Source organism: Xanthomonas euvesicatoria pv. euvesicatoria (genome assembly GCF_020880415.1).
GTDB lineage: Bacteria > Pseudomonadota > Gammaproteobacteria > Xanthomonadales > Xanthomonadaceae > Xanthomonas > Xanthomonas euvesicatoria.
In genome coordinates this window covers 71,697-89,072 of sequence record NZ_JAJIUJ010000038.1, presented here as the reverse complement: position 1 = coordinate 89,072, position 17,376 = coordinate 71,697, and the positions used below count along the sequence as shown (strand labels likewise).

Annotated in this window: 12 protein-coding genes; all 12 read left to right on the top strand. The window is 66.5% G+C overall.

What is annotated here, in order from left to right:
- Nucleotides 1-41 precede the first annotated feature (41 nt).
- Nucleotides 42-1,529 (top strand): ribosomal protein uL16 3-hydroxylase, encoded by a 1,488-nt coding sequence (locus LN450_RS06360; protein WP_011346969.1) that lies wholly within the window; start codon nt 42-44, stop codon nt 1,527-1,529.
- On the top strand, nt 1,526-2,455 hold the full coding sequence (locus LN450_RS06355) for a GNAT family N-acetyltransferase (RefSeq protein ID WP_011346968.1): 930 nt from the start codon (nt 1,526-1,528) through the stop codon (nt 2,453-2,455). Before LN450_RS06360 ends, LN450_RS06355 begins: the two co-directional genes overlap by 4 nt.
- A 180-nt stretch (nt 2,456-2,635) precedes the next feature.
- The gene (locus LN450_RS06350) at nt 2,636-5,464 is read left to right on the top strand and encodes a 2-oxoglutarate dehydrogenase E1 component (RefSeq protein ID WP_008571999.1); all 2,829 of its coding nucleotides are present in this window, start codon (nt 2,636-2,638) and stop codon (nt 5,462-5,464) included.
- 42 nt (nt 5,465-5,506) lie between these two features.
- Entirely contained in the window at nt 5,507-6,721 is a 1,215-nt protein-coding gene (gene sucB / locus LN450_RS06345; protein ID WP_011346966.1) for a dihydrolipoyllysine-residue succinyltransferase, read from the top strand.
- Between the two features lie 111 nt (nt 6,722-6,832).
- The gene (lpdA, locus tag LN450_RS06340; RefSeq protein WP_008572001.1) at nt 6,833-8,275 is read left to right on the top strand and encodes a dihydrolipoyl dehydrogenase; all 1,443 of its coding nucleotides are present in this window, start codon (nt 6,833-6,835) and stop codon (nt 8,273-8,275) included.
- A 213-nt stretch (nt 8,276-8,488) separates the two neighbouring features.
- Nucleotides 8,489-9,082 carry an LOG family protein gene (locus tag LN450_RS06335; RefSeq protein ID WP_008572002.1) on the top strand — a complete coding sequence of 198 codons (594 nt, stop codon included), beginning with the start codon at nt 8,489-8,491 and terminating at the stop codon, nt 9,080-9,082.
- 267 nt (nt 9,083-9,349) lie between these two features.
- The gene (locus tag LN450_RS06330) at nt 9,350-9,952 is read left to right on the top strand and encodes an IMPACT family protein (protein ID WP_011346964.1); all 603 of its coding nucleotides are present in this window, start codon (nt 9,350-9,352) and stop codon (nt 9,950-9,952) included.
- Nucleotides 9,949-11,718, top strand: coding sequence for an ABC transporter transmembrane domain-containing protein (locus LN450_RS06325; RefSeq protein ID WP_011346963.1), 1,770 nt, complete (start codon nt 9,949-9,951; stop codon nt 11,716-11,718). Before LN450_RS06330 ends, LN450_RS06325 begins: the two co-directional genes overlap by 4 nt.
- A gap of 241 nt (nt 11,719-11,959) precedes the next feature.
- Entirely contained in the window at nt 11,960-12,859 is a 900-nt protein-coding gene (locus LN450_RS06320) for a hydrogen peroxide-inducible genes activator (RefSeq protein ID WP_011346962.1), read from the top strand.
- An 89-nt stretch (nt 12,860-12,948) separates the two neighbouring features.
- On the top strand, nt 12,949-14,637 hold the full coding sequence (locus LN450_RS06315; protein WP_011346961.1) for an ABC transporter transmembrane domain-containing protein: 1,689 nt from the start codon (nt 12,949-12,951) through the stop codon (nt 14,635-14,637).
- The gene (locus LN450_RS06310; protein WP_011346960.1) at nt 14,621-15,706 is read left to right on the top strand and encodes an efflux RND transporter periplasmic adaptor subunit; all 1,086 of its coding nucleotides are present in this window, start codon (nt 14,621-14,623) and stop codon (nt 15,704-15,706) included. The genes LN450_RS06315 and LN450_RS06310 overlap by 17 nt, the downstream gene beginning before the upstream one ends.
- Entirely contained in the window at nt 15,703-17,106 is a 1,404-nt protein-coding gene (locus LN450_RS06305) for a TolC family protein (RefSeq protein WP_011346959.1), read from the top strand. Before LN450_RS06310 ends, LN450_RS06305 begins: the two co-directional genes overlap by 4 nt.
- Nucleotides 17,107-17,376 lie beyond the last annotated feature (270 nt).

Here is a 17,376-nt window from a genome sequence, read left to right as displayed (position 1 = left end):
CCGCGCACCACACTCTCTTCTACATCGTGTAAGGACCCCACATGGCCGTACGTAAAGCGACCCCACTTGCCATCGAAGTCCAGGCCCGTCCGGGACAGCCGCTGGGCATGCCGGTCGAGCGTTTCCTGCGCAATTACTGGCACAAGCACCCGCTGTTGATCCGCAATGCGTTCGCGGATTTCGCCTCGCCGCTGCAGCCGGAAGACCTGGCCGGGCTGGCCTGCGAAGACGGCGTGCTGGCGCGCCTGATCAGCCACGACCGCGCCACCGACGGCTGGGACGTGCGCACCGGCCCGTTCCAGGAAACCGATTTCCCCGGCCTGCCCGACCATGACTGGACCTTGCTGGTGCAGGACGTGGACAAATGGGACGCCGACGTGCGTGCCCTGCTGGAGCACTTCCGCTTCCTGCCGCGCTGGCGCATCGACGACATCATGATCAGCTTCGCCGCCACCGGTGGTTCGGTGGGCGCGCACGTCGACCATTACGACGTGTTCCTGCTGCAGGGCCAGGGCCACCGCCGCTGGCAGATCGATGCGCGCACCGTCCAGGGCCGCAAGGCCACGCCGCTGGCGTTCCGCGACGATGTCGAGCTCAAGCTGCTGCGCGAGTTCAAGCCCACCCACGATTGGGTGCTGGGCCCGGGCGACATGCTCTACCTGCCGCCGCTGATCCCGCACCACGGCGTGGCCGAAGACGCCTGCCTGACCTTCTCCATCGGCACCCGCGCACCGTCCTCGGCCGAGCTGATCGGCGATTACCTGGACACCTTGATTGCCGATGCAGACGATGCCGTGCGCTATCACGACCAAGACCTCAAGGTGCCGGCCGACCCCTACGAGATCGACGTCACCGCGATGAACCGCGTGGTCGCTGCGCTCAATGCGCTGCGCATGAACGACCCCGACCGTCTGGGCGACTGGTTCGGCCGCTTCATGACCACCTACCGCGCCTCCGGCGACGTGGTGCCGGCGCCCGAGCCAATCCCGCGCGAAGCGGTCGAGCAGGCGCTGGAGGAAGGCGTGCTGCTGCACCGCCACCCGTGGTCGCGACTGGCCTGGCGGCGCGCCAAGCGCGGTGCCACGCTGTTCTGCAGCGGCCTGGAGTTTGCGCTGTCGGCCAAGGATGCGTCCCGGCTGGCGGCAGCCGAAGAGATCGACGGCACCTTGTACGCGCAGTTGTCCCCGCGTGGCCGCGAGGTGGTGCTGGAGCTGCTGGCACAGGGCCACTACCAGCGCGCCCACGAAGATGCCGAGGACGACATCGCAGACGACGACCACGCGCATGCCCTGAGCGTGTCGGCCGACCACGACGACCAAGACGCCGACGACGACGCGCCGGAGGCGGACGGGGACATCGATGCCGACGCCGATGTCGAACAGGTTGCCGCCTCTGCCGACACCCCGGCAGAGGCGCTGCAGGCCGATGTCGAACCCGGCGACGCCGCCGAAGCCGAGCAGGAAGTCGACAGCGCGATCGCCGACGAGACCGATTCCGACGACAGCGACGACGCCACCAAGCCTGCATGAGCGCGCACGCCAGACCGCAGATCGTCACGCTGGACCCGGCCGCCGACGCCGCGGCGCTGCGTGCGCTGCGGCCGGCCTGTGCCACTGACACCGCGGGCGACACCAGCGGTGTCGAGTGGGATGCACTGGACCCACTCAGCCTGCATCTGGCAGCGCGCACCGACGACGGCCAGTTGATCGCCTCGGTGCGGCTCACCGCCGACCGCCGTCTCGACCGGCTCGGCGTTCTGCCCGACTGGCGCCGCCGTGGCGTGGCGGACCAACTGCTCGCTGCCGCGGTCGACGCGGCACGGCAGCACGGCTGGCCCGGCCTGCACGCATGTCCCACCCCAGCTGCGGAAGCGGTCTTCGCGCGCCAGGGCTTTCTGCCCGACGCGCCTCCCCTTTCACCCGAGCGCATCGGCCAGGCCCGCGATGCGCCCGGCACCGTCGTGCACCGTCGCCTCGACGGCCCGATGGCAGTGGACACCTTCACCGCAGCCCTGGCCGCCACCACCGGGCTGCTGTGCGCCGCGCGCCGCCAGGTGCTCATCTACACCCGCGCCCTGGACCCGCCCCTGTTCGACAACGCGGCGGTGCTGGATGCGCTGCGCCGTTTCGCCACCGCCCGCCACGACAAGCGCGTACATGTCCTGGTGCAGGACACCGCCAGCGCCGCGGCCAGCTGCAGCGCGATGCTGCGCCTGGCACAGCGCCTGCCCAGCGTGTTCCGGTTCCGCGCGGTCAGCGACCCGGTCGATGCAAGTTTTGCATCGGCCTATGTCGTCGGCGACGACGCCTACTACTTTCGTCCAACAGGTCATCGCTTCGATGATGGCGAAACCTGGCTGTCGGGCGCAGCGCGCAGCCGCCAGTTGGAGCGCGAATTCGCGCAGATATGGGAGCGCAGCGCGCTCTGGAACGAGCCGCGCGCGCTCGGCATCTGACCCCAAAGCGCCCCTTGCACGTAGGCGCGCGCGCAATTGGTCTACCCCGCCGGTCAGCTTGCAGACGCCCCCTCACTAGCGCAAGGGGGTATAATTTTTCGAGATTTGAGACCGACCGATGGGGCATCTCGCCCTGCCGCTTCCGCACAATCATCCCCACAGCAGACCCGACTTACCATCGTGGATAATCTCCTAAAGCAGTTCGCGCAGTCATCGCAGCTCGCCGGCGGCAACGCCGCCTATATCGAGGATCTGTACGAGCAGTACCTCGTCGCCCCGGACAGTGTCGATCCGAAGTGGAAGAGCTACTTCGATGGTTTCGAAGGTCGCGGTGCCGGTGACGTCCCGCATTCGGCGGCCATCGCCCACATCCTCACCGCTTCCAAGCAGGCTGCCAACGCCGGCACCGGCGCAGGCGCCAGTGACGAGCGCGAGCGCAATGTCGGCCGTCTAATCACCGCCTACCGCGCCCGTGGCCACCTCGGCGCACAGCTCGACCCGCTGGGCCTGGTCCCGCCGGTCAACCCGCCCGACCTGGACCTGCCGTTCCACAGCCTGTCCCAGGCCGATCTGGACAGCGAATTCAGCACCGGCGGCGTCGGTGGCCAGCCGCGGATGAAGCTCAAGGATCTGCTGACGCGCCTGAAGGCGACGTACGCCAGCAGCATCGGCGCCGAGTTCATGCACATCCAGGAGTTCGACCAGCGCCAGTGGATCTACAAGCGCCTGGAAGACGCCGGCGGCAAGATTGCCGGCGATGCGGCCAGCCGCAAGCGCACCCTGGAGCGGCTCACCGCTGCCGAAGGCCTGGAGCGCTACCTGCACACCAAGTACGTCGGTCAGAAGCGTTTCTCGCTGGAAGGCGGCGATTCGCTGATCCCGATGATGGACGAGATCATTCGCCAGTCCGGCAACGATCAGGTCAAGGACATCGTGATCGGCATGGCCCACCGCGGCCGCCTCAACGTGCTGGTCAATACGCTGGGCAAGAATCCGCGCAAGCTGTTCGACGAATTCGAAGGCAAGTTCGAGCATGCCCATGACGACCGCGCGCACACCGGCGACGTCAAGTACCACATGGGCTTCTCGGCCGACATTGCCGTTGGCACGGACAAGCAGGTGCACCTGGCGCTGGCCTTCAACCCCTCGCACCTGGAAATCGTCGACCCGGTCGTGGTCGGCAGCGTGCGTTCGCGCCAGGAGCGTTTCGGCGATGCCGAGCGCAAGAGCGTGTTGCCGATCCTGATCCACGGCGATGCCGCATTCGCCGGCCAGGGCGTGGTGATGGAGCTGTTCCAGATGTCGCAGGCGCGCGGTTTCGCGGTCGGCGGCACCGTGCACATCGTGGTCAACAACCAGATCGGCTTCACCACCAGCACCCGCGACGACGCCCGTTCCACGCTGTACTGCACCGACGTGGCCAAGATGATCGGCGCGCCGGTCTTCCACGTGAACGGCGACGACCCGGACGCGGTGATGTTCGTGTCCAAGCTGGCCTACGAGTTCCGCCAGCAGTTCAAGAAGGACGTGGTCATCGATCTGGTGTGCTACCGCCGTTGGGGCCATAACGAAGCCGACGAACCGGCAGCGACCCAGCCGGTGATGTACCAGACCATCCGCAAGCACAAGACCACCCGCGAGCTGTATGCCGCCAAGCTGGAAAGCGAAGGCGTGCTGAGCGCCGACGAGGCCAAGGCACTGGTGGACGGCTACCGCAACAAGCTGGATTCGGGCGAATACACCACCGAACTGGCCAAGCGCAAGCCGGACGAATTCGCCATCGATTGGTCCAAGTACCTGGTCGGAACCGCTGCCGATCCGGTGGACACGCGCGTCAAGCGCGACCAGCTGGACCGTCTGGCCAAGCTGATCACCACCATCCCGGAAGGCGTCGAACTGCACGCCCGCGTGGCGAAGATCTACGAAGATCGCGTCAAGATGGCTGCCGGCGATCAGCCCGGCGACTGGGGCTTTGCCGAAAACCTGGCCTACGCCACGCTGCTGGCCGAAGGCCACAAGCTGCGTCTGGTTGGCCAGGACGCCGGCCGCGGCACGTTCTTCCACCGTCACGCGATCCTGCATGACCAGAAGACCGACGACTACTATCTGCCGCTGCGCCAGCTGGTGCAGAACCCGGAAGACGCCACCGTCATCGACTCGTTGCTGAGCGAAGAAGCGGTGATGGGCTTCGAATACGGCTACTCCACCACCGACCCGAATGCACTGTGCATCTGGGAAGCGCAGTTCGGCGACTTCGCCAACGGCGCGCAGGTGGTGATCGACCAGTTCATCGCCGCCGGCGAAGCCAAGTGGGGCCGCATCGCGGGCCTCTCGCTGTTCCTGCCGCACGGCTACGAAGGCCAGGGCCCGGAACACAGCTCCGCACGTCTGGAGCGCTTCCTGCAGCTGTGCGCGCTGGAGAACATGCTGGTCTGCGTACCGACCACGCCGGCGCAGTGCTTCCACATGATCCGCCGCCAGATGCGCATGACCACCCGCAAGCCGCTGGTGGTGATGACGCCCAAATCGTTGCTGCGCCACAAGCTGGCGGTGTCGAGCCTGGAAGAACTGGCCGACGGTCAGTTCCAGCATCTGATCCCGGACGCCAAGGCCGACGCGGCCAAGGTCAAGCGCGTGGTGCTGTGCTCGGGCAAGGTCTATTACGACCTGCTCGAAGACCAGACCAAGCGCGGCCAGGACGACGTTGCCATCGTGCGCATCGAACAGCTGTATCCGTTCCCGCGCGCGCAGCTGGCGGCCGAGCTCAAGGCCTACGGCAACGCCACCGATGTGGTGTGGTGCCAGGAAGAGCCGCAGAACCAGGGTGCGTGGTACCAGATCCGCCACCACCTCAACTTCTGCCTGGCCGGCGGTCAGAGCCTGCATTACGCCGGCCGTGCCCGTTCGCCCTCGCCTGCCGCCGGCCACATGGCCGACCACATCATCGAGCAGCAGAAGCTGGTCGCCGATGCGCTGCTCAACCCGTTCAACGACCAAGTCGCTGAATAACTCCTCTTCCCCAAAGAACGAAAACCCTAGGACGCTCCCCGAATGGCCACCGAAGTCAAAGTTCCGGTACTGCCCGAATCCGTTTCCGACGCCACCATCGCCAGCTGGCACAAGAAGGCCGGCGAAGCGGTCAAGCGCGACGAGAATCTGGTCGACCTGGAAACCGACAAGGTCGTGTTGGAAGTTCCTTCGCCGGTCGACGGCGTACTGAAGGAAATCAAGTTCGACACCGGCAGCACGGTCACCAGCAACCAGATTCTGGCGATCATCGAAGAAGGCGCCGTGGCTGCCGCTGCACCGGCTGAAGAGAAGAAGGCCGATGCACCGGCGCCTGCCGCTGCTGCGCCGGCCGCCGCTCCGGCACCGGCTGCCGCCGCCGCGCCTGCTGCTGCGTCCAAGTCGGCTGCCGATGCGCTGCCGCCGGGTGCGCGTTTCTCCGCAATCACCCAGGGCGTGGACCCGTCGCAGGTCGAAGGCACCGGCCGTCGTGGCGCGGTCACCAAGGAAGACATCGTCAACTTCGCCAAGGCCGGCGGCGTCGGCAAGGCCTCGGGCGCCCGTCCGGAAGAGCGCGTGCCGATGACCCGCGTGCGCAAGACCATTGCCAAGCGCCTGATGGAGTCCAAGAACTCCACCGCGATGCTGACCACCTTCAACGAGGTCAACCTCGCCAAGGTGTCGGCCGCACGCAAGGAACTGCAGGACGAGTTCCAGAAGGCACACGGCATCAAGCTCGGTTTCATGAGCTTCTTCGTCAAGGCCGCCGCCAACGCGCTGCAGCGCTTCCCGCTGGTCAACGCCTCGATCGACGGCGACGACATCATCTATCACGGCTACAGCGACATCTCGATCGCGGTGTCGACCGACAAGGGCCTGGTCACGCCGGTGCTGCGTAACGTCGAGCGCCAGTCGTTCGCCGATGTCGAGCAAGGCATTGCCGACTACGCCGCCAAGGCGCGCGCCGGCAAGCTGGGCCTGGACGACCTTCAGGGTGGCACCTTCACCATCACCAACGGCGGCACCTTCGGCTCGCTGCTGTCCACGCCGATCATCAACCCGCCGCAGAGCGCCATCCTGGGCATGCACGCGATCAAGGAACGTCCGATCGCCGAGAACGGCCAGGTCGTGATCGCCCCGATGATGTACCTGGCGCTGTCCTATGACCACCGCATCATCGACGGCAAGGATTCGGTGCAGTTCCTGGTCGACATCAAGAATCAGCTGGAAAACCCGGGCCGCATGCTGTTCGGTCTGTGATGAAAGCCGGGATTGGTGATTCGGGATTCGGGATGGCGAAAGCATCCCGGTCTCGAGCATCCTGCGTTTTGCGAATCCCCAATCCCCAATTCCTAATCTCGTGAGCGAAGAATGAGCGAACAAGAACAATTCGACGTCGTCGTCATCGGTGCCGGTCCGGCCGGTTATCACGCCGCCATCCGTGCGGCGCAGCTGGGCATGAAGGTCGCCTGCATCGACGCGGCATTGGGCAAGGACGGCAAGCCGGCGCTGGGCGGCACCTGCCTGCGCGTGGGCTGCATTCCGTCCAAGGCGCTGCTGGATTCCTCGCGCCAGTTCTGGAACATGGGGCACCTGTTCGGCGACCACGGCATCAGCTTCAACGACGCCAAGATGGACGTGCCCACCATGATCGGCCGCAAGGACAAGATCGTGAAGCAGTTCACCGGCGGCATCGCGATGCTGTTCAAGGCCAACAAGATCACTCCGTACTACGGCTTCGGCCAGTTGCTGCCGGGCAACATCGTCAAGGTGACCCAGCACGAAGGCGGCGAGATCGAACTCAAGGGCACCAACGTGATCCTGGCGGCCGGTTCGGAGTCGATCGAACTGCCGTTCGCCAAGTTCGACGGCGACACCATCGTCGACAACGTCGGCGGCCTGGATTTCACCGCCGTTCCCAAGCGTCTGGCGGTCATCGGCGCCGGCGTGATCGGTCTGGAGCTGGGCAGCGTGTGGAAGCGCCTGGGCGCCGAGGTCACCATCCTCGAGGCGCTGCCGGACTTCCTGGCGCTGGCCGATGCCGAGGTTGCCAAGACCGCGCTGAAGGAATTCAAGAAGCAGGGTCTGGACATCAAGCTGGGCGCCAAGGTCAGCAAGACCGAGATCACCGGCAGTGGCGATGCCAAGCAGGTGGTGCTCAGCTACACCGACGCGGCCGGCGAGCAGACCCTGACCGTGGACAAGTTGCTGGTGGCCGTGGGCCGCAAGGCCGCCACCAAGAACCTGCTGGCCGAAGGCACGGGCGTCAAGGTCACCGACCGCGGCCAGATCGAGGTCGATGGGCATTGCCACACCGGCGTGGATGGCGTGTGGGCGATCGGTGACTGCGTGCGCGGCCCGATGCTGGCGCACAAGGGCTTCGAGGAAGGCATCGCGGTGGCGGAGCTGATTGCCGGCCTGCCGGGTCACGTCAACTTCGACACCATTCCGTGGGTCATCTACACCGAGCCGGAAATCGCCTGGGTCGGCAAGACCGAGCAGCAGTTGAAGGCCGAAGGCGTCGCCTACAAGGCCGGCAGCTTCCCGTTCGCAGCGATCGGCCGCGCGGTGGCCATGGGCGAGCCAGCCGGCTTCGTCAAGGTCATCGCCGATGCCGAAACCGACCGCGTGCTGGGCATGCACTTGGTGGGCGTGGGCGTGTCCGAGCTGGTGCACGAAGGCGTGCTGACCATGGAGTTCAACGGTTCGGCCGACGACCTGGCGCGCATCTGCCACGCGCATCCGACGCTGTCCGAAGCGATCCACGATGCCGCCATGGCGGTGAGCAAGCGCGCGATTCATAAGGCTAACTGAGGCCGGGATTTGGGATTCGGGAGTTGGGATTCGCAACTGCGGTTCCCGCCTCTGACTATTCCCAGCCATGACATAACGCCGGGTAGATTCCGGCGTTAAGTTTTTCAGGCCCAGTCAGAACAGTCGTGCAACGTGCATTCCACGGCTTTCCAGATGACATCGACGCGGCGCGCCCCCGCTTTTACGAATCCCTACTCCCCAATCCCGAATCCCATGAAAAGCATCTGCGTCTACTGCGGCTCCAATGCCGGCAACAAACCCGCCTATGCCGAGCGCGCCATTGCGTTGGGCGATCGCATCGCCAAGCAGGGCTTGCGCCTGGTGTATGGCGGCGGCAACGTTGGCTTGATGGGCACCGTGGCCAATGCGGTGCTGGCGGCCGGCGGTGAAGTGACCGGGGTGATTCCGCAGCAGCTGGCCGATTGGGAAGTGGCGCACCGTGGGTTGACCACGCTGGAAATCGTCGGCTCCATGCATGAGCGCAAGATGCGCATGTTCGAGCTGTCGGATGCGTTCGTGGCCCTGCCCGGCGGCTTCGGTACCATGGAAGAGATCTTCGAAATGCTGACCTGGCGCCAGCTCGGCATCGGCAACAAGCCGTGCGCGTTTCTGGACATCGAAGGGTTTTACGCACCACTGATTGGCATGATCGACCGCATGGTCGAAGAGCGCTTCCTGCATCCGGACCAACGCGCCGACCTGTGGTACGGCGCCGATATCGAGCAGATGCTCGACTGGATGCAGCATTACACCCCGGCGCAGGCGTCGAAATGGATCGACGAGAAGCGTCGTTCCACGCTGGTGTAATAGAAGGCAGCCAAGACAAACGGCGTCTCACTGCGCGTCGGCTGGGTTGCAGAGCGCGGCTCCCTGGTCGCCTGGCACACGATGACGGTGTGTACGTAGCCGCTGCCGCGGCGTCGGCACGCACGATGCCACTGCCGGCGCGTCGCCCGCCGTCACTGCCACACTGCGCAGGTGCTGCAGCACGACGGCACGCGCACGGCGCCGTGTTGCCAGCTTGCAACGGCAGTCACGATGGCTGCAGCGATCGGTAGCACCGCCTCGCATAGAATGGCGGCGATGCTCGATACCCTCGCCGCTGATGCGCACCACAGTCTGGACATCAAGCACAGTCGCTTTGTGGCCCACGCTGCCGCATTGGATGCTCCCGCGCATGCGTTGGAGATCGTGCAGCGCGTGGCAGTGCCGGACGCGACGCACAACTGCTGGGCCTATCGCTTCGGGCAGGACTACCGCTCCAGCGACGACGGCGAGCCAAGCGGCACCGCCGGCCGGCCGATCCTGGCCGCCATCGATGGCCAGGGCTTCGATCGGGTGGTGGTCGTGGTCACGCGCTGGTATGGCGGCATCAAGCTCGGTGCTGGTGGGCTGGTGCGCGCCTACGGCGGTACCGCGGCCGAGTGCCTGCGGCTAGCAACGCGACAGCCATTGATCGCGTTGTCGCTGGTGCAGGTGCAATGCCGGTTCGACGATCTGGGCCTGGTGCACGCAGCACTGGCGGCCTTCCATGCCGACAAACTGGACGAACGCTTCGATGCCGAAGGTGCAGCGTTGCGCGTGCAACTGCCTGCAGATCAGCTCGCCGGCTTGAAAACCCGCCTGTGCGACGCCACTCGCAATCGTGTCCATCTCTCAACCCCGGAAGCCGCATGACCGAGCCAGCCGCTGCACGTCCCAACCCGTTGCGGAAGCTGGGCAGCCTGCGCACCTTGTGGCCATTCGTCCAACGTCAGCGCGGCCTGTTCGCCGCCTGGCTGGTCGCGCTGTCGATTTCCGCTGCCGCCACACTGAGCCTGCCCGCAGCGGTCAAGCGCATGATCGACCAGGGCTTCTCCGGCGACTCGCAGATCAACCAGGCGTTCTCGCTGCTGTTCGCAGTTTCGGTCGTGCTGGCGTTGGCAACTGCGGCGCGCTTCTATTTCGTCGCCCTGCTGGGCGAAAAAGTGGTCGCCGACCTGCGCGGCCGGCTGTACGCGCACCTGATCGGACTGGACGCCGGGTTCCATGACCGCAGCCGCAGCGGCGAACTGGTGTCGCGCCTGTCGGCCGACAGCGAATTGCTGCGGGGGCTGATCGGCACCACCATGTCGGTGGCCTTGCGCAGTTCGGTCACGGTGATCGGCAGCATGGTCATGCTGTTGGTCACCAGCCCGCGGCTGGCCGGCTTCACCTTGATCGGCATTCCGCTGGCGGTGCTGCCGATCGTGCTGGGCGCACGCCGCCTGCAGAAGATTTCGCGCGCAAGCCAGGACCGCGTGGCCGACGCCAATACGCTGGCGGCCGAAACCCTGGGCGCGGTGCGTACCGTGCAGGCACACGCGCGCGAGCGTTACGAAAGCCAACGTTTCAGTACTGCGCTGTTTGCCGCCATCGATACCGCCAAGCTGCGCATCCGCACCCAGGCCACCGTGACCGCGGTGGCGATCATGCTGATCTTCGGTGCGATCGTCGCGGTGTTGTGGCTTGGCGCGCACGATGTGATCGCTGGCCGCATGACGCCGGGCACGCTCGGCCAATTCGTGTTGTACGCGCTGATCGGCGGCGGGTCGGTCGGGGCGCTGGCCGAGGTCTGGAACGAGTTGCAGCGTGCCGCCGGCGGCATGGGCCGGGTGAGTGAATTGCTCGACGAACAACCGGCGATCGTGGCGCCGGCCACGCCGCAGGCCTTGCCGCAGCCGCTGCGCGGCGCGATCCATTTCGACCGGGTGGTCTTCCATTACCCGCAACGCCCGGACGCGCCGGCGCTGGATGGGTTCGACCTGCATGTCAGCCCCGGCGAAACCGTGGCGCTGGTGGGCCCGTCCGGAGCGGGCAAGAGCACGGTGCTGTCGATGCTGCTGCGTTTCCACGACCCGGTCAGCGGCAAGGTGCGCATCGACGAGATCGACCTGCGCGACGTCGACCCGGTCCTGCTGCGCGAACACATCGCGCTGGTACCGCAGCAACCTACGTTGTTTGCCGCCAGCGCCGCCGACAACATCCGCTACGGGCGCCTGCAAGCCAGCGATGCACAAGTGGAAGCGGCAGCGGCCGCCGCCGAAGCCGATGGCTTCATCCGCGCCCTGCCCCAGGGCTACGCCAGCGAACTGGGCGAGCGCGGCACGCGCCTGTCCGGCGGCCAGCAGCAACGCGTGGCCATTGCGCGTGCGCTGCTCAAGGACGCGCCGATCCTGCTGCTGGACGAAGCCACCAGCGCGCTCGATGCGCAAAGCGAGCGCGCCGTGCAGCAGGCGCTGGAGCGGCTGATGGAAGGCCGCACCACGCTGGTGATCGCGCACCGCCTGGCCACCGTGCTCAAGGCCGACCGCATCGTGGTGATGGATGCTGGGCGCATCGTCGCGCAGGGTACGCATGCGCAGTTGATCGCCGAAGGTGGGCTGTATGCGGAGCTGGCGCGGCTGCAGTTCATCGACCAATGAGCGCCGCCAGGTGCCGTCGTTCCAGCGATGGCACCTGGCGCAACCAGCGAAACGACTGCGCCCACCGCGATGCGGGCGCGGCCGGTGCTCGGAATCGGCATGCGCCACTCGTACACTGCGGTTACCACGGCTCCTCCGCCCTCGCCGGACGCGCTGCCGCTGCACTCGCTAGCCGTACCTCGCCCGTCTTGTCTCACCGGCCACGCCGGCCGTGCGCTCCCACGCAATCCGATGTGACCCCATGCCCCGCCCCAGAACCACCCTTCGCCAGCTGAGCTATTTCGTCGCGCTGGCCGATACCGGCAGCTTTACCCGTGCCGCCGAGCAGATGGGCGTCTCGCAGCCATCGTTGTCGCAGCAGATCCGCGCGTTGGAAGCGATCATCGGTGCGCCACTGTTCGAGCGCGGCGCGCAGGCGATCCTGACCCCGCTCGGTCGCGAGCTGCTCGACCGCGCACGCAGCATCCTGCTCGATGTCACCGATCTGGAAGAGGTCCGCGCCACCGCCGCCGATACCTTGATCGGCACCATTCGCCTTGGCGTCTCGCCCACGCTCGGCGCCTATCTGATGCCCAGCCTGGTGGCACGTCTGCATCGCGAGCATCCGGCCCTGCGCGTGCACGTGCGCGAAGGCCTGCCAACCGCACTCGCCGCCGACCTGAGCAGCGGCACGCACGATCTGGTCCTCGCGCAACTGCCGGTGGCCGGCCGCGGCCTGCACAGCGAGCGGCTGTTTCGCGAACTGCTGCATGTGACCATGGCGGCCGATCATCCGCTGCGCACCAAGGCCTGCATCACCCCGGCCGATCTGCGCGGTGCCAACTTGCTGACCTTGATGCCGGAATACCGATTGGCAGAACAGGTTGCCGCGATCGCCATGGACGTGGGCGCCAATGTCTTGCGCGATTACGAAGGCACCAGCCTGGACGCGATCCGCCAGATGGCCGGCATGGGCATGGGTCTTGCCTTGCTCCCGGACCTGTACGTGCGCCAGGAAATCCGCGAAGGCGACGATGTGGTGGTGCGGCCGGTCAAAGGCGGGCGCTACTATAGGGAGATCGGTCTGCTCTGGCGCCAGGGTGCCGGTCGCGCACCGGCCTTCGGTTTGATCGCCAATCTGTTGCGCGCGGTGGCTGCATAGGAAAATCCTATGCGGCACATAAGCGCGATGGCCTTGTTTGCGGGCCGGCAACTCGTCAATGCTTCACTGAACTCATCAACGGATATCGAATGGCGGCCAAGCGGATTGGATGGCGGGAAGCGGCGAGCTGGCTGACGGAAGTTGTTGGCCCGGACATGCCGTATGTGCGCCTGACCCTGGTGTACGGCGTTGCGATCAGCCTGCTGTCGCTGGCCACGCCGATCTCGGTGCAGTTGCTGATCAACAGCGTTGCCAACACCGCGCTGCCCACGCCGCTGTGGACCTTGTCCGGCCTGCTGCTGGGCCTGCTGCTGCTGGTGGCGGCACTGAGCGCGATGCGGGTGTGGGTGATGGCGCTGTTCGAACGTCGCCTGTTCGCACGCGTGGTGGCGGAAATCACCGTGCGCGCGGTACATGCGCAAAATCCGTTCTTCGCCGACCAGAACCGCGGCGATGTATTCAACCGCTACTTCGATCTGGTGGTGGTGCAAAAGGCAGTGCCCAGCCTGGCGGTCGGTGCGTTCACCATCGTGCTGCAGTCGGCGGTCGGCTTGATCGTCACTAGCTTCTATCACCCGTTTTTCCTCGGCTTCAACGCGCTGCTGCTGCTGACCATCTTCTCGATCTGGATGATCTGGTCGCGCGGTTCGATCCGCTCGGCGGTCGAACTGAGCCAGGCCAAACACAACGCCGCGCATTGGCTGGAAAGCGTCGGCGGCTCCAACGGGTTCTATAAATCCAGCCGCCATCTCAACTTCGCCATGGATCGCTCGGAAAAGGTGACCGCCGACTATGTCGACCGGCATCGGCGCCATTTCCGCTACACCTTCACCCAGACGCTGGCATTCCTGCTCACCTATGCAGTGGCCAGCGCGGCGCTGCTGGCGCTGGGCGGCAGCCTGATCCTGCGCGGCGAGCTGTCGATCGGCCAGCTGGTGGCAGCCGAACTGATCCTGAGCGCAGTGTTCTACGGCATTGCACAGCTGGGCAGCTACCTGGACACGTTCTACGACCTGGTGGCCAGCGCGGAGGAGTTGTCGCTGCTGTACGCCATCCCCCAGGAACGCCCGGTGCTTGCCGCCGGCGAGGCGCCGCGCAACAGCGGGGTACGCCTGGATGGGGTGGTGATCGAGGGCGCGCGTTTCGATTTCGCGCTGGAAGCCGGCGAGCAGCTGGTCACGCTGGCCGATGGCGGCGCCGAGCGCCTGCTGGCCATGGTGCTCAAGCGCCACGTCGTTCCCGACCGCGGGCTGGTGATGGTGGGTGGTGCGGACATGGCCACGTTCGATATGTACCTGCTGCGTTCGGAAGTCACCGTGCTCGACCGCCCGACCATCGTGGAGGTCACCATTCGCGAATACCTGGCAATGGCCTCGGCCGATGTGACGTCCGAAGCGATGCTGCAAGCCATCGATACGGTGGGCCTGCGCGCGCGCATCGCCGCGTTACCGCAAGGCCTGGACACCCGGCTTGCCGCCTCCGGGTTCCCGCTGTGGATTGGCGAAGTCATGGCGCTGAAGCTGGCCAATGCACTGTTGGTGCGCCCGCGCGTGCTGATGCTGTCGCAGCTGTACGACCTGATCCCGGCCGAGCGCCTGACCCAGGTCCTGCGACGCTTGAAGGATGCAGGAACCACGGTGCTGCTGTGCACCGGGCGGCCGGAGGACATCACCCTGGATGGCTGGTTCCGGCTGGAGCCGGAGCGCCAGCAACGCTACGCCACACGCGCCGAGTTGATCGCATCCACGCAGGAGGTGCCGCATGCCGCACGCCCCTGATCGCATGGCGCATTTCCCGACCCTGGCGGCAATGCGTCCGCCCAGCATCGCCAAGGCGGTCGCCTGGATGCTGTTGATCGGCATCGGCATCGCCGCGGCGATCCTGGCACTGGCGCCGTGGGTGCAGACCGCCAGTGGCAAAGGCCAGGTCGTCTCGCTGGATCCCAGCGACCGTCAGCAACCGGTCACCGCCTTCGTGCCGGGCCGCGTCGAGCGCTGGTACGTGCATGACGGCCAGCATGTTTCCAAGGGCGACCCGATCGCGCGTGTCGGCGATCTGGACCCGGACCTGCTCACCCGCCTGGCCAGCGAGCGCGCGCAGGCGCAGGCGGAAATCGCCGCCATCCAGCAGTCGCGTGCAGTGGCCAGCATCGACGTGGCGCGTAGCAGACAATTGCTGGCCGAAGGCCTGGCCGGACGCCGCGACTACGAGCTGACCCAGATCAAGGTGGCCGAAGCCGACGCCAAGCTGGCCGAATCGCGCGCCAAGCTGACCCGCATCGACATCCAGCTGAATCGCCAGTCTGCACAGCTGGTGCGCGCCCCGCGCGACGGCCGCGTGCAGCAGCTCAATGCCGCCAGCGGCAGCGCCATGGTCTCGCCGGGCACCGTGCTGGCGGTGATCGCGCCGGAACGGGTGGAACGCGCGGTCGAGCTGTATATCGACGGCCGCGACGTGCCGCTGATCCGCCCCGGCCGCCCGGTGCGGCTGGAATTCGAAGGCTGGCCGGCGATCCAGTTCAGCGGTTGGCCGTCGGTGGCGCACGGCATGTTCGACGGCCGGGTGCGCGCCATCGACCCCAACGCCGCGCCCGATGGGCTGTTCCGCATCCTGGTGGAGCCGATGCCGGGCAAGCCGGCATGGCCGGCGCAGGAATTCGCCCGCCAGGGCGGCAAGGTGCGCGGCTGGGTGCAGGGCGAAACGGTCAAGGTCGGCTACGAACTGTGGCGCCAGCTCAACAACTTCCCCTTGGAATTCGGACGGCGCCCGGCTGCGGCCACGCAGGAAGAGAGCAAGGCCAAGCCGGCCGCACCCAAGTCCGAAGACGAAGCGACGGGTAAGAAATGATCGGCCGTCTTGTCGTCCTGTTGATCGCACTCAGCCCCGGTGCGGCATTCGCCCAGGCCGCTGCGCTGACGCTGGATGAGGTGCTGCAGTCCTCGGCACGCTCGGCACCGCAGATCGTCGAAGCGCTGGCGAAGGTGCGCCAGGCCGAAGGCAAGGGCATCTCGGCCGATGGCGCCTTCGACACGGTGTTCGACATCGAAGGCCGCTCGCGCGAGGCCGGCTATTACGACGGCAGTACGATCGAAACCGGGGTCAAGCGGCCGTTCGAAGAGAACGGCGGCTATTACTACGGTGGCTACCGCTCCTCGCGTGGCTCCTTCCCGATCTACGAGGACAAGTCCTATACCGATCGCGGCGGCGAAGTGAAGGTCGGCGCGCTGTACGCGCTGCTGCGCGACCGCGTGATCGACGAACGCCGCACCAAGCGCAGTATCGCCAGCACCGATATCGATGTGGCCAAGTACGAAGCGGAAATGGTGGCCATCGGCGTGCAGCGGCGCGCCGTGGATGCCTACCAGAACTGGGTCGCCGCCGGGCTGAAGTTGCGCGCCTACAACGAGCTGCTGCAACTGGCCGAGCAACGGCGCAATGCGATTTCGCGCCAGGTCACGCTCGGTGCGCGACCCACCATCCTGCTGACCGAAAACGACCAGAATCTGGTGCGTCGTCGCGCCTTGGTGGTGCGCGCGGAACAGGACTTCGCCAATGCGGCCAACGCCTTGTCGCTGTATTTGCGCGACGAGGCCGGCATGCCGCTGATCGTGTCCGCCGAACGCCTGCCGGCCGACACCTCGGCGCTGGAAGGACTGGCCGGCGCCAGCAAGATCACCGCGCCGGTGGAGCGCCCGGATTACCGCGCCGTGCTGACCCGCATCGACCAGGCCACCGCACGGCTGATGCTGGCCCAGAACGATCTCAAACCACGCCTGGATGTCAGCGTGGAAGTCAGCAAGGATCTGGGCCCGCCCGGCGTCGGCGGCCCGAACCGGTCGCTGACCGACGCCATCATCGGCTTCCGTTTCAGCGTGCCGCTGGAAAACCGCGCCGCCAGGGGCCGCGTGGCCGAAGCGCGTGCCGAGATCGAAGCGCTGGATCAGCGCAGCCGTTTTCTACGCGACCAGATTTCGATCGAGGTCGAATCGATCGTCATCTCGCTCAATGCCGCCGAGCGGCTGGCCAAGATCGCCGATGAGGAACGCGGCCTGGCAGACCGCCTGGCCGCGGCCGAGCGGCGGCGCTTCGAGCTGGGCTCGGGTGACTTTTTCCTGGTCAACCAGCGCGAGGAAACCGCCAACGACGCGCGCGTACGCCTGATCGATGCGCAGGCGCGCATCGCCTCTGCGCGTGCCGAACTGGCGGCGGCCACCGCCGACCGGGATGCCTTGCAGTTGAGTCGTTGACCGCTCGGCTGCGCGCCGGGCAGGCGGTGATGCCGGGCAATCGCGCGGTTGTGCGAGTGACTTCGCGATGCCGCAGCGGCATCCGTGGATTCAAGCAATGCGTACGCAGCGCACGCACGTACGCAACCGTCACGCAGGTGGCTGGCTGATTACGCCCAGCGACGCTTCAGCGCGCTTGGCGCGTGGTCGAACCCGAGGTTGCAGCTGCCTGCCCCATCGCTGCCAGGCAGCCGCCCATGCCACGCACGCGTACTCAGCCGCTTGTCGGCG